The sequence below is a fragment of the Picosynechococcus sp. PCC 8807 genome (assembly GCF_001693295.1).
Taxonomy (GTDB): Bacteria; Cyanobacteriota; Cyanobacteriia; order Cyanobacteriales; family MRBY01; genus MRBY01.
The window spans coordinates 1,114,193-1,127,003 of record NZ_CP016483.1 but is presented as its reverse complement, the minus strand read 5'-3'; the positions used below and the strand labels follow the sequence as shown (position 1 = coordinate 1,127,003).

The 12,811-nt window shown below is 46.9% G+C and carries 11 protein-coding genes; 3 read left to right on the top strand and 8 right to left on the bottom strand.

Annotated features, from left to right (window positions below):
- Positions 1-16: 16 nt before the first annotated feature.
- From AWQ24_RS05480 to AWQ24_RS05465, 4 genes are all read right to left on the bottom strand, one after another.
- Positions 17-1,306 carry a DUF4335 domain-containing protein gene (locus AWQ24_RS05480; RefSeq protein WP_065716207.1) on the bottom strand — a complete coding sequence of 430 codons (1,290 nt, stop codon included), beginning with the start codon at positions 1,304-1,306 and terminating at the stop codon, positions 17-19.
- Between the two features lie 84 nt (positions 1,307-1,390).
- Positions 1,391-1,981: a DUF3038 domain-containing protein gene (locus AWQ24_RS05475; RefSeq protein ID WP_065716206.1), complete on the bottom strand. Its 591-nt coding sequence runs from the start codon at positions 1,979-1,981 to the stop codon at positions 1,391-1,393.
- 488 nt (positions 1,982-2,469) lie between these two features.
- On the bottom strand, positions 2,470-2,643 hold the full coding sequence (locus tag AWQ24_RS05470) for an aldehyde dehydrogenase family protein (protein WP_157096831.1): 174 nt from the start codon (positions 2,641-2,643) through the stop codon (positions 2,470-2,472).
- Between the two features lie 16 nt (positions 2,644-2,659).
- A complete protein-coding gene (locus AWQ24_RS05465) occupies positions 2,660-2,902 on the bottom strand; it encodes a hypothetical protein (protein ID WP_152550967.1) in 243 nt (80 codons plus the stop codon).
- Positions 2,903-3,020: 118 nt separating this feature from the next.
- Between AWQ24_RS05465 and AWQ24_RS05460 the strand changes: the two genes are divergently transcribed.
- The 3 genes from AWQ24_RS05460 (at position 3,021) to AWQ24_RS16215 (ending at position 4,190) form a co-directional block, all read left to right on the top strand.
- Positions 3,021-3,263: an antitoxin family protein gene (locus AWQ24_RS05460; RefSeq protein WP_065716204.1), complete on the top strand. Its 243-nt coding sequence runs from the start codon at positions 3,021-3,023 to the stop codon at positions 3,261-3,263.
- Positions 3,250-3,375, top strand: a complete 126-nt coding sequence (locus AWQ24_RS16655) for a hypothetical protein (RefSeq protein ID WP_257784385.1) — start codon at positions 3,250-3,252, stop codon at positions 3,373-3,375. Before AWQ24_RS05460 ends, AWQ24_RS16655 begins: the two co-directional genes overlap by 14 nt.
- Positions 3,376-3,455: 80 nt before the next feature.
- Entirely contained in the window at positions 3,456-4,190 is a 735-nt protein-coding gene (locus tag AWQ24_RS16215) for a hypothetical protein (protein ID WP_157096830.1), read from the top strand.
- Positions 4,191-4,606: 416 nt separating this feature from the next.
- Here the strand turns inward: AWQ24_RS16215 and pruA are convergent, their stop codons facing one another.
- From pruA to AWQ24_RS05435, 4 genes are all read right to left on the bottom strand, one after another.
- Complete coding sequence (pruA, locus tag AWQ24_RS05450; RefSeq protein ID WP_065717312.1) at positions 4,607-7,627, bottom strand: L-glutamate gamma-semialdehyde dehydrogenase; 3,021 nt, start codon at positions 7,625-7,627, stop codon at positions 4,607-4,609.
- A 105-nt stretch (positions 7,628-7,732) separates the two neighbouring features.
- Positions 7,733-9,463: an ammonium transporter gene (locus AWQ24_RS05445; RefSeq protein WP_065716202.1), complete on the bottom strand. Its 1,731-nt coding sequence runs from the start codon at positions 9,461-9,463 to the stop codon at positions 7,733-7,735.
- Between the two features lie 68 nt (positions 9,464-9,531).
- Positions 9,532-10,596: a TrkA family potassium uptake protein gene (locus AWQ24_RS05440; protein WP_065716201.1), complete on the bottom strand. Its 1,065-nt coding sequence runs from the start codon at positions 10,594-10,596 to the stop codon at positions 9,532-9,534.
- A 431-nt stretch (positions 10,597-11,027) separates the two neighbouring features.
- Positions 11,028-12,800 carry a hypothetical protein gene (locus AWQ24_RS05435; RefSeq protein WP_065716200.1) on the bottom strand — a complete coding sequence of 591 codons (1,773 nt, stop codon included), beginning with the start codon at positions 12,798-12,800 and terminating at the stop codon, positions 11,028-11,030.
- Positions 12,801-12,811 lie beyond the last annotated feature (11 nt).

The following is a 12,811-nucleotide window of genomic DNA, read 5'->3' as shown; positions in this document are numbered from 1 at the left end:
TTTACCAAGGCTGTTTTTAGCGGGGCGCTTCGGTAAAAGCCTGGACACGACCATCGGGATTTAAAACTAGGCGAAATGTCCGACTTTCAGCAGGAAAAGAAGCGCCAACATTGCGACCCACAGAGAGAAAAGCAAGTTGGGATTGATACAGTTCGGCGGCTTTACCAATGGGAAAGACCGTTTCAATGGCCCCTTGTTCACTGAGCTTTAAACGATATTCCAACACTTCACCGAGGTCAGCGGGACTCTGCCACTGGGTTTGAAAATGACGTTCAACTCGCTGTTCGGGGTTTAGCCTTGGGGCATTGGCGGGAGACAGGGTGATCGCCTCTTGCTGGGGCGCATCAGCAAATTGTTCTGCTTGATCGGCAGCGGTGGTTTTGGCCATTTGTCCCCCAAAGCTGGGGGCGACGCTCAGGCTGGTGTTCTCCCTGGGGGCAGTAGCTGTGATCGGGGCCGGAGCATTACTAGGGGGACTAGGGGGGGATGCGGCTGGGGGAGCCGGATTTGCAGTCGTGGTTTCCCCTGGCGTCGGTTGAGTCAGATCAACGGTTTGGGGGGCAACTCGTGGGTCATCTAGGGGCGCATCGGCTGCGGATGGCACTGGCGAGAAGGTATAGGAGGCGTGGGGATCCGGAGGGATAAGCTCTACTTGGTTGCCCGCTTCATCCGTAGCTTCGAGGTTTAGGGCACTACTGGTTTCCGGGATTTGTTGCTGTTGCCAAACGGCGTTACTAATCCCCACCACGAGGAGAAAAGACGCGGCGATCGCCCCCCAGCGAGTGACAGTCCGGCGTTGTTGGTTAGCAGTGAGGCTGGGTAAGGCCACCATGTCCGTCTGGTAGGTTTCGAGGGCCTCCGCCAGGTCATGGAGTTGGGTAGCGTTGAGTTGGAGGGTCGGGCCAGATTCCTTGGTTGCTAGGCGACCTAGGTGGAGGGTATGGGACAAAAGCCCCTGGGTGACAAGCTGGGGTTGGGGCAGGGTGGCGACGGTCTGACCAGGGGTGTTGTGGTAGCCATAGGCAGAGGCGGCTTGGGGCAGCCATTCTAAGTCGGGACTGAGGTCTTGGAGAAACCCTTGGACATAGTCATTGACGGCGGTGGCGAGGGCATCCAATTGGGGGCGATCGCCTTTGATGACGATGCGCTGGTCGGGGCCAAGGCGCGGATCATCAAAACTCAACTCAAAATTCAATTCTTTAATCAGCGGCTTCCCTGTCCACTGGGAGAGGGCCGAGGTTTTCGCTGCCACTTCCAGGCTACAGGTGGGGGGAGTATAGCGACGGGTGAGGGTGGGAGAGAGCATAGGAACCATCTAAGAACGAAAACAAACTACGGGGGAATTGAGTAAAAAAGAGAAAAAATCAAGGGTGGAGTTTAGGTCAAGTCTCTAGGTTTTGCCTTGATCGATTAATGCTAACCAGAGGCGTCGATGTCCATTTTTTGCCCCATAGAACAGCAAATCAATCAGTAATTTCAGAGCGAGTCCCACTAAAGAGGCTGAGGCGATCGCCTCCCCTTCCTCCATGCGTTCTTGGTAGGTATTGCTAAAGTTATCGAGGTAATCCCCTAAAAGGGCGGCTCGGTGGGGTTCCTGGCCTTGTTCGGTCATCTGTTCCAGGAGAGCGCAGGCGCGGCGAATGTCATCCTGCTGCTGGCGGGCTAAATGGCAGATGATCAACACCAAAGAGCGGGCTTCTTCGACGTCTAATTTTTTGCGGCCCCCACTACTTTTCCGGAGGGGGTTGGACTGTCGCAGTCGCCATAAGGTAACGCGATCGCCGATGACTGCCTCTAAATTTAGCTCTTTGGCCGCCTGTAACATCGCCTCTGAACTCAGGCCCGCTAAGGACTCCAACGCCAATAAGACCAAGTCCAGATGACTTTTAATATTCTCTAGCTGCTGACCATCGGGGGGCTGGGCCAGGGGCAAATCCGCAAAAGACGCAGGGATAGGAACGGCTTGGAGACTAGGGCGCATAGTTACAGCTTAGGTGAGAAAAATAGAGACCAGCGTTGGGTTACAGATTTTGCAACTCCCTTGTGGCAACCCCGTGATGGGCAACATATCCCCAATATTATGCCCCACCCCTAGGACGCGGCTCGGTCGTACTCAAGATGTAATGGTGGAAAAGTGGAGGTTTATGGTTGCCAAACCCCATGCTTGTCGGTCTTAACGGCGCATTTTCCCACACGGTCAAAAATGGTCATATTCACAAGGGAAAACAACGTTCAAATGTTGCCGATATGGATGACCGTTCATTGAACACTCCAGTAAAAAGTTGACATACTTTCCCGCCGTAAACGGTTGAAAATTTCTTGATACTTAGCTGGGTTGCAACACAATTAGCCTTATCATCTCTCCATGTCCGTTTAGGGTCTCCCAATGCTCTTTACCAGAAAGCTGTCCTAGAAGGTGACTGAACTTGCTGAAGTTAAGACGGGGCTTTAGAGCCATTCTTCTGGTCATTAATCAACGCCTTCAATAGGAGCAAAGCCTTGACGCTGAACATTTTCCGTCACATGGCGCGGCTCTAGGAATTGCAGGAGATAGTCAGGGCCTCCCGCCTTAGAACCTACACCGGACATCTTAAAGCCCCCAAACGGTTGACAGGCCACGATCGCCCCCTTCTCTCTCTCCACATGACTGAACTTCCGTTTATTTACCAAAATCTGCAAAGTAATCCTTGTTGGTTGCTAAGTCTTCTGGAGCCTCAACGCAGCCAACAATATCTCCAGCAAGTTCGAGGGCACTGACCTCTTTTTCTAAATTCTCTAATTTCTGTACTAAATCGACTGTCTCAGTTTGTTTTTGTCGCCGTTGTCCACGTGCCACAATCGGCATCTGTGTGAAGTCATATTCAGGACGCAAGTCGTCATTTATTTCCGAATTTTGAGGCATGTATTTTATGATGAGCAGTTTCAGTAAATCTATATTAGTATCTGGATTAAAATAATGTTATGTCAGTAGTTTGAGTCGTTATTCGCAAGGTTGCCTGCCTTACAGAAGGAGTTTCCCCATGTCCCAAGTCATAAAAGCCGTTTATCGAAGTGGTACGTTTATCCTTCAGACAGATTGTGACTTGCCTGAAGGCGTTGAAGTGGAGCTTTTGGTGCAATCCTCTCAAGTTATTCCTCCTAAAATCACTGACCTTGCCGCTCGACAAAACTTTCTAATGCAACTTGTAGAACGGATGCAAGAAACTCCTATCCCTTCTGATGCTCCTCGGTTTACGCGGGAGATGTTGCATGAACGCGGTTGATACGAACATTCTTATTTACGTTAACGATCCTCGTGACCCGCAAAAACAGGCGATCGCTTTTCTCTCTACACTCCTGAACGGCGATCGCCCCCATTTTCCGCATCAAAAGTAGAATGTGTTAGCGCAGTGTAACGCATCAATCACAATAATAAAAAGCGTGTTGTATTTTATTTAATACACTCTACAAGATTAGTGGTTGCTAATACAATTTTGCTAATTGGGAAAAATAAAATAAATTTTATGGAAATTTCAAGCAGGATGTTACAAAATATTGGATTTAGTCGATTTTCTGGAAATCACGAAATCGAGGCATCTTTCAAATCATTGAGGATCTACGATATCCAAGGAATTACACTAGAAGAAAATTTATCTTATGAACCTCAATCACTTCTTCAGTCTGTAGGACAAATCTCATTTAGTATTTGTAGTGGGAAAACTATCAATGAAATTATCTCTAGCCTGGTCTGCGACAAGTCTTTCTCTTTGGGTTTTGATCCAAACTCGTCTTCGACTTATCTTTTAATATTAAATTCATCTCCTGAATATGAAACGTGTAATCGAGGTTATTGGAAAGAGGAAGAAGGAAAAATAATTACATATAATTGCTTTGTTGATGCCAGAAAAAATATTGATGCTCATGACAAAGAGTATATCCCAGAATTATTAACAACATTAACTACTGCTTTTTCACCGCCCAACTCTTCTATTAGCTTGAAATTTCTATCTAGAGAAGTTTTCGCTCATACAAGAGATCAAAAAATATTAATTGATCTTTCATTGAAAATGAGTGGAGAAGGTTACTCCGCTTACAGGATTGTCCCTGAGGAAATATTGCGAACAATCCAAAATCTAGGTCCCATAAGTCAAAATCTATATGGTAATGTTGCACATTTTTTTGATCTTGGAACACAAGAGAAAGATAATTAAAAAAAATTTCTTTATTACTACCTTGCTATTGAGAGTCACATACATCAAACTTTCAAAAATATTGCTCAACCTCAATCTACTCAACTATCAAGTTACATTTCAGATAGATTCCAACAATCAGCCAATCAATTTCTTTCTAAAGAGAGAGACCCTAATCAGCAAAACAATGAATATCAAAATGCAAAATCTATATATTCACGTTTTATATGGTGCATCGCTCTTAAATGGGAAAACATTAACGATGACGACATTCAGGTGTTTAATGAATTAAGAAAAAATAGAAATAAAATTTCTCATGGGGAGAAAATCGATGAAAATTTGCTTCCAATACATAAGGCTCGCGTGTTAATAATTAAAATTCTGCAAAACTATCGCCCTCCCACTTATTAGTAGAAGGACGATATAACTTTTATGAATTAATCAACGCCTTCGATGGGTGCAAAGCCTTGACGCTGAACATTTTCCGTCACATGACGTGGCTCTAGAAATTGCAGGAGATAGTCAGGGCCGCCCGCTTTAGAACCTACACCAGACATCTTGAAGCCGCCAAAGGGTTGACGGGCCACGATCGCCCCCGTGATGCCTCGGTTGATATAGAGATTTCCCACTTCAAATTCCTCCGTTGCTCGCTCGATGTGTTGCGGTGTCCGGGAATAAAGGCCCCCGGTTAATGCGTAGTCCGTACCATTGGCAACTGCTAGGGCTTCATCGAAAGAACTGACTTTAATCACCGCTAATACTGGCCCAAAAATCTCCTCCTGGGCGATCGCCTGATCCGCTTGTACATCAGTGAAAATAGTTGGGGACACATAATAACCATTGTTGGGAACTGCCGTTTCAAAGGCGACTTTTGATTGTTCCTTGCCCTTCAAGATGTAGTCCTTAATTTTCGCTTGGGCTGCCTCGTCAATCACCGGCCCCATCTTGACGCTCGGATTATCCGTTTCACCGACCTGGATTGATTTCACCGCCTCCACCAAACGTTCCACAAAAATATCGTGGATTGCTTCCATCACAATGGCACGGGAACAAGCCGAACATTTCTGACCGCTATAGCCAAAGGCCGAATGAAGCACACCCGCCACCGCTTGGTCGAGGTCGGCACTATCATCGACGATAATTGCATTCTTGCCGCCCATCTCGGCAATGACCCGCTTCAAGTGCTTTTGGCCCGGTTGGACGATCGCCGCATTGGCATAAATATTACAACCCACTTCACGGGAACCCGTAAACGCAATCAGATGCACATCGGGATGTTTAACCATCGCTGCGCCTACGGTGGATCCACGTCCTGGTACAAACTGAAAGACACCCTTAGGAATCCCCGCTTCAATGAGGATTTCCGCGATCTTTGCGCCGATCACACTAGAGGTTTCAGCGGGTTTGAGGAGGGTACAGTTGCCCGTCACCAAGGCTGCAACGGTCATCCCCGTGGCGATCGCAAAGGGGAAATTCCACGGAGAAATCACCACCGCAAGGCCGCGCGGTTGGTAATGGTAGCGGTTGGTTTCGCCGCAAACATCGTATTTTTTGAAGCCCTGTACCTGGGATAAATCATCGGGTTTAACGGTATAACCCTGGTGCAAACGCTCCATTTCGTCGGCGTAGTAGCGACAAAAATCAATGGCTTCGGAGACTTCTGGATCCGCTTCCTTAAGGATTTTGCCCGTTTCTAGACAAATCCACGCATTCAACTCGTGGCGACGGGCTTCCATGATGTCGGCAGCTTTGCGGAGAATTTTGGCCCGTTCCGAGACTGGGGTTTTCTTCCAGGCGGGAAAAGCGGCTTTGGCGGCAGCGATCGCCTCCGTTGCTTGCTCTAGGGAAATTTGACCAACTTTACCAATGAATTCTGTGGAACGGGAAGGATTCACCGAGTCCACAAAATTTTCGGTTTGTACATATTCTCCGTTGATGTAGGGCAGATAACGTTTGTCAAACTGTTTTTTCACCTCGGCGATCGCAAATTGGGACTTATCCCGCAGTTCTGGCTCGGCATAATCAACGTTGGCAGCCCCGGCAAATTGCAGATGACTACTATCAAGGTCGTGAATCGTTGCCTTGAGATCACCAGTGGGGGGCGCGATTAATTCTTCAACGGGACGCTCTTCTAGGTTCTGGCGGAGGAAAGAACTGTTGGCGGTATTCTCCAACAAACGCCGGATTAGGTAGGCCATGCCCGGTAGAATTTTGCCGTAGGGACAATATACCCGCACCCGATAACCTTCTTTTACCAACGCCTTCGCAATTTGGTCGCCCATGCCGTACAGCACTTGACATTCAAAATTACGCCGGGGAATATTCAGTTCTTTTGCAATCGCACAGGCCACCGCCTGGGAACGCACATTATGGCTGGCGATCGCCCCGTAGAGAAATTGATGATTTTCCAACAGCAGCCGGGTCATGCGTTCGTAATTAATATCCGTCGCGCCCTTTTCGTTGAAAACTGGCTGTTCCCAGTGGTTTTGCAGCGCCGTAATCGTTTCTTGATCCCAGTAAGCCCCTTTCACAAGACGGACAGTGACAGGGGTACCCCGTTCCTTGGCCCACTCAATTAAACCCTCTAAATCTGCATAGGAATCCCGCAAATAGCCCTGTAAAGTCACGCCAATGTCACTGCGATCACGGAACTCCTCCTCCAGCAAAACCTCTTTCAAAATTTGCAGTGTCAGCGTTTTATATTCGTAATGCTCCATGTCAAAGTGCACCGCAACCCCCAATTCCTGGGCATGGCGTAACAATAGCCGCACCCGTTCCGCCACATTCTCCTTGCTGCCCGCCGGATCGAGGGGATCAAACTGGGAATAAAACGCTGTCAATTTTACAGATACTTGCACCTTGGCGAGATCATCACCGTCCGCCGCATCAATGGCATCGACCTTAGGCCAATGTTTTGCCGCTGCCGCCAAATCCGCCATTAAATCGAGGTAAGTTTGCTGATATTTCTGGGCTTCTGATTCGGTGATCACTGCCTCGCCTAAGAGATCAATGGTGAACGCCATTTTGTCTCGACGCAGACGTTCAACGGTTTTTAGCACCTGCTTGACGTTTTCCCCCGAAATATATTTAAACGCGAGGGTTTCCACGGATTTACTAATGGTTGCGGCCGCAATCTGTGCCGGAGGAGAATGGGGTTCGGTGAAATTGAGGATTTTTTTTAAGGCTCCGGGTAACTCCACCGACTCATCCCCTAGATACTGTTGGAGATGCTGGGCGATCGCCGTATTGTCCTTGAGGGCTGGCAACACATCAATGAAGCGAAACAGTTGCACCCGCAAATGGGGATTTTCCATGGCCCAGCCCAGCAATTTATCGTCCAGGCGCATCTGGTCTTGGATTTTCGAGAAAAATGACCGTTTTTCCCTGGTGGCAGCGATTAACTCCCTAGCAATTTGTTGGGTACGCGCTTCGTAACGATCCTGAGCATCGATGACCACAGCTAACAATTCTCCGAAAAGACCTATGGTTTAATTTTCCCGGAAAAAGGCAGGCCCAGGGGTAGAGGCTTTGTCAGTGTTTCAGGACTTGGTGAATTTATATTTTCAATCGCTCCAATCTGCGGCAACTGGCTGATTTTCACTGGGGGCAATGTTGATAGCCTGCACTTGTGTTAAAAATTCCCCAAAGCTGGTGGTGGCGATCGCCATGTGGGTGATTTCGGCCATGGTCAGCGCCGGGGGCAAATCGGGTAATTGTCCTTGATAGGTGAGGCTCGGTTCCCCAAACCGCTGCTGGAAAATTTCTCCAAGTACCGCCTTCAGGGTCGTTTGTTGTTGCTGCTGTAGTTGTTCGAGGGCCGCTGTTTGCTGGTTAATGGTCTGGAGCAACTGTTGGAGGGAGCGGCCTAAAATGCCCAATTCATCGGGGCGATCGCCAAAACTGGCAAACAAATCTGGGTCAAAATTTTGGTGCTCAATGGCGGCCACGGCCATTGCGGTGATTGTATAAAGTTCCTCTAGAGATTCGGCATTTTCCCGGTGATTTTGTTCCAGGGCGTCGATCACTTGGTTGTAACGAGTGGCAATGTGGCCAATTTCCGTAAAGGGTTCCACGGGTACCCGCAGGGTCAAGTCTTGGGTGGCGGCCTGGTGATCCATTACCTGAAAGAGTTCGTAGGCATCGGTTTTGGCCCCATGTTCAGAAATATTCAAACCCAGGGCTTCGGCTTCCGGGGAAACCCGCAAAGGATACCACCGCTGCAATAGTTGCAAAATTAGCCAAGTCAGCCCCGTCCCCCAAGCAAGGGCGATCGCCACCCCCAAGAGTTGTACCAACAGTTGACTATGGCGCGCTTCAACATTGCCAAATAACCCGACACAGAGGGTGCCCCAGAGTCCGGCCCCCCCATGGACGGCGATCGCATCCACCGCATCATCAATTTTGTAGCGCTTTAAAAGACTCGACACCCACCGGGCCACCCCCGCCGCCGTTATCCCCACCACCACCGCTAAGGGACTCGACACCAGATCGCAACAAGCCGTAATCGCCACCAGTCCCGCCAGGGAACCGTTAATAATTTCCTCGACCTCTGAGCGCTTGAGGTACCATTGGCTGAGGAGCATCGCCGTCACCATCCCCGCAGTTCCTGCCAGCACTGTATTGGTAATAATTTGGGGCACCTGGTCATTAAAAGCGAAGGTACTTCCCCCGTTAAATCCCAGCCAGCCCACCCACAACAGCAACGCCCCCAAAACGGCAAAGGGCAAGTTCGATCCTTGGATTTTTTGGGTTCCTGTGGGGGTAAATCGCCCTTCCCTAGCCCCGACTAAAAGCAAGGTGCCCAGGCTCACCCAAGCCCCCATGCTATGCACCACCGTACTGCCCGCAAAATCCAGAAATCCCAGTTGTCGCAACCAGCCCGCTTCGTTCCAGGCCCAATGTCCAAAAACCGGATAGATAAACCCCGACACCAGGATCACAATGATGATGTAGGCTTCAAACTTGAGGCGTTCGGCGATCGCCCCCGAAATAATCGTTGTGGCCGTACCGCAAAACATCGCCTGGAACAAGAAAAAAGCCGCTTCTTCGGGGTTCCCAGTCGTGCCCAAAAAGAAATTGCTCCCACCGATCCCCCCCCACTGAGATAACCCAAACATCAGACCATAGCCAATTCCCCAGAACAGCATCACTGACAGACCAAAATCGGAGAGGTTTTTAACAGCCACATTAATGTTATTTTTTGTGCGGGTCAGGCCAGATTCGAGGCACATAAAGCCAGCTTGCATCAACAGCACCAAACCAGCACAAATTAGCAACCACAATTGATCAATCATAAAGTAATGGGTTTCCTTAGGAACGGATAATTCATCGAGATTAAATTAATTTTGCTGAGGAAAAAAGCTTATTTAGGTTGAAATAATTGATAAAACCGGGCAAATTTAGGAATGTCTTCTTCGTGACCCAAAACCACTAAAATATCCCCAGAAGTTAACATTAAAGTTGGACTCGGATGGGTGATAAAATCGCCTTGAAATCGCCGTAAAGCCACCACAATAAAAGCCCCTTTGCCGCGAATTTCTAGCTCCCGGACTGTTTTCCCCACGAGGGATGATTGGGGGGCGATCGCCAACTCGATCATCTGCACATTAATTTGTTGCAAAAGATCATTCAGTTGTTCCTGTTGAGAAGACTGACTAAAAAAATCCGTTGCGGGTGGTGTCGTAATCAAATTAGCCATCCTTGCCCCACTGACACTGGCGGGCAAAATGACGTGGTTTGCCCCTGCTAACCGGAGCTTTTTTTCGGTACTGGGCACTTCCCCCCGCGCCAAAATCATTAACTCTGGGTTCAATTCCCGGGCAGTCAAAGTAATAAATACATTGCTGGCATCGCTATCAAGCACCGTTGCTAAAGCCTTGGCCCGCCGAATGCCTAACCCCTGCAAAATCAGCTCATCTGCCGGATCTCCCTCCTTGGTTAGATAACCCCGCTGTTCGGCGATCGCCAACTGTTCTGGATCAATACTGAGCACCACAAAAGCTTGCCCCGAATCTTCGAGTTTTTGGGCTAGAATTTGGCCAATATAACCAAAACCACAAATAATAATGTGACTTTCTAAATTGGAAATGCTTTTACGTTGTCTTTCTGCCTCAAACGCCCGATTAATCTCTCCCTCTGTCACCATTTGCACAAATCCTCCCACCCCATAGATGGCCGCTGATGTCCCCGCTAAGATGACAAAAATCGTAAATAGTTTTTCCGGCGTCGTCTCCAGGGGTTTGACTTCTCCATATCCCACCCCAAACACCGTGATCACGACCATATAAAACGATTCTAGGGCCGTCCAACCAAACAGCATGTAGCCGCAGATCGCAATCACAATGGTGATTAAAAAAAAGATCGACCCAGTTGTCACCCGTTGAAAAGGGGTTTGAGAAAATTGAGGTGCAGCGCGGGGACGATCCATACTCTGAATAACTTTAAAGCGATCGCGATGGTTACCCTAGAGTATGGCAGTTTCTTTTAATCTAGCTTGTATCTAATTTAGCTTCCCTGAAAATCGTAGTTTTCTGGAATCTAGTCTTAACTTTTTGTTCGGGATTTCTTACTCCGGAGAAAATTGATTAATTTATTCTTCTGGTGATTTTACAGGGATAGATAATGGTATTAAATAAAAAAAGACCCCAGGCCGCTTGAGGATTTTATGTTAAGTAAAAACTCTGAAAAATGACAGTATTTATCCTGAATTCTGCAGCTAAACTTAGGGGATAAAATGTAGAAAATTGGGCTCAGTTTTGGCAGCGGGTAGACGAGGCTGCCAGAAACAATTCCTTTAACTCAAAATGAATGACATCAGTCATTTTTTTAGAAGTATAGAGACGATTTCATAAGACATGTTTAATCACTTCTACCACCACCTAATAACCACATTAAATTAAAACCAACGCTCACATCATCATCAGATTGACGAATTAGGCTACCAATATTTCCTTTGCCTGAGGTGTTGGTACCATAAACTCCTAAACCAAAATTGGATTTGGGAAATAAATAACGCGCACCAGCTGCCCAAACAAAGGGATCATCACTAAGCATAGGAGTTACTTCCCCAATTAACTGTAGGCCGGGAGACAGCTGTAAATTAACACCTAAACCTGCACCAACAATGCTCTCGTCAGAAAATAACGCTACTTTCGGATTTAACGTAAAACTAATCATATCATTGGGAGAATAAGCAAAAGATAAATCTCCTAAAAAGGAATCGGTACCATCTTGAAATACAAGTGCAATTCTCGAACCTAAGGAAAAGGGATCACCTTGGGCCTGATTCAAAAAATTAAGTTTAGTCGCAACACCAGATTTAAAATTATTTTGTAACGGCTGATCATTATCTGCTAATTGCGAAGCTAGAAATTCTATTTGAGCAGTATCACTGAGACCAAAACTAAGCTGTGCGCCACCACTATCTCCATCAGTAGTAATGCCACCATCCAAAAGAATCATGCCTTTACGAACAGTGGTGGGACTACTAAGAAGAATGCCATCAAATAGTAATTGCTTCTCTCGATACGTCATAGGAGGAAAAGGGTTATCTCCAAAGTTCCCCCGATAGGTTTGAGCAAGATCAGGTGTATATCTAAGCTTAAATAGAGCTCCTACTTCATCACCATTGGGTGGAAAGGTTAGTAACTTAGTTGCTGGCGTGGTGCCTAGCCGGTTGGTCACTGAAAAATCCAAGGCGAGGTTCGGACTATGCAAATAACTAAAACCAGCATTCCAAACCACTTTTTCGCTAATACTACCGTCTGTATTGACGCTATTGCCGCCAGAAGAGCCAATCGGAAAATTAATGTCCGCTAGCAAACCAAATCTTTCGCTTAATTGAAGAGTTATCCCTGTACCAACATTAAAGAAAGTACCGTAGAAATCTCCCCCATTAACGGTCTCAGGGAAAATCGTCGCTCCAGCCACTGCATGCCACTGAGCATTTTCGGAGATATTATATGTCACTGGTAATTGAATGGTACCAGCCAGAACATTATCTTTTTGGCGGGCAGAAGTACCTTGTTCACTGAATAAACCATTTTCGGAACGGACTTGTATCCATTCAAGTGAACCAACAATTCCAAGACTATAGGAAGGCTCTTCGATCAGTTTGTATTTAACATTTGGTGCTACAGATGAAAAAGTTAGATTAGTTCTTTCTCCATTAAATCTATCACCTAAAACATCATCAAAAAATGAGACATCCGCACCTATTTGTAATCTGTCCGTAACACCATATTCAATAGAACCATAATATACTTGTAACCCCACACCAGTGGATTCTGAATTAGTAGGATAGACAATAAATCCAGAACTAAGATCAAGAACGCCTGAAGGCAATGTAGTTGCTGATTCTATAGTTGCAGGCTCTAAAAAATTAGCCTCGAAAGGACTGGTCGAATATTCAATGACTCGATTCCCTGTGACTGTTTCTTCTTGAGTATCGGCATCTTCCTGCTCAACAATATCTGAAATCAGTATCTGAGCACTATTTTCTAAGTCGAAAGCATTGGCATCTGTAGAATTTCCTATCAGAGATTCGTTGACTTCATCTGCTGCAGCCACAGCAAAAAAACTAGTCACTAAATTGATAGAGAAAAGATATAGGCTTAGTTTTTTTACATTCATGGCAACAGCTA

Excerpts from the sequence above, each read along its gene's own strand:
- AWQ24_RS05480 (WP_065716207.1), bottom strand. The coding sequence starts at position 1,306 with ATGCTCTCTCCCACCCTCACCCGTCGCTATACTCCCCCCACCTGTAGC.
- AWQ24_RS05475 (WP_065716206.1), bottom strand. The coding sequence starts at position 1,981 with ATGCGCCCTAGTCTCCAAGCCGTTCCTATCCCTGCGTCTTTTGCGGAT.
- AWQ24_RS05465 (WP_152550967.1), bottom strand. The coding sequence starts at position 2,902 with ATGCCTCAAAATTCGGAAATAAATGACGACTTGCGTCCTGAATATGAC.
- AWQ24_RS05460 (WP_065716204.1), top strand. The coding sequence starts at position 3,021 with ATGTCCCAAGTCATAAAAGCCGTTTATCGAAGTGGTACGTTTATCCTT.
- AWQ24_RS16655 (WP_257784385.1), top strand. The coding sequence starts at position 3,250 with ATGAACGCGGTTGATACGAACATTCTTATTTACGTTAACGATCCTCGT.
- AWQ24_RS05445 (WP_065716202.1), bottom strand. The coding sequence starts at position 9,463 with ATGATTGATCAATTGTGGTTGCTAATTTGTGCTGGTTTGGTGCTGTTG.
- AWQ24_RS05440 (WP_065716201.1), bottom strand. The coding sequence starts at position 10,596 with ATGGATCGTCCCCGCGCTGCACCTCAATTTTCTCAAACCCCTTTTCAA.
- AWQ24_RS05435 (WP_065716200.1), bottom strand. The coding sequence starts at position 12,800 with ATGAATGTAAAAAAACTAAGCCTATATCTTTTCTCTATCAATTTAGTG.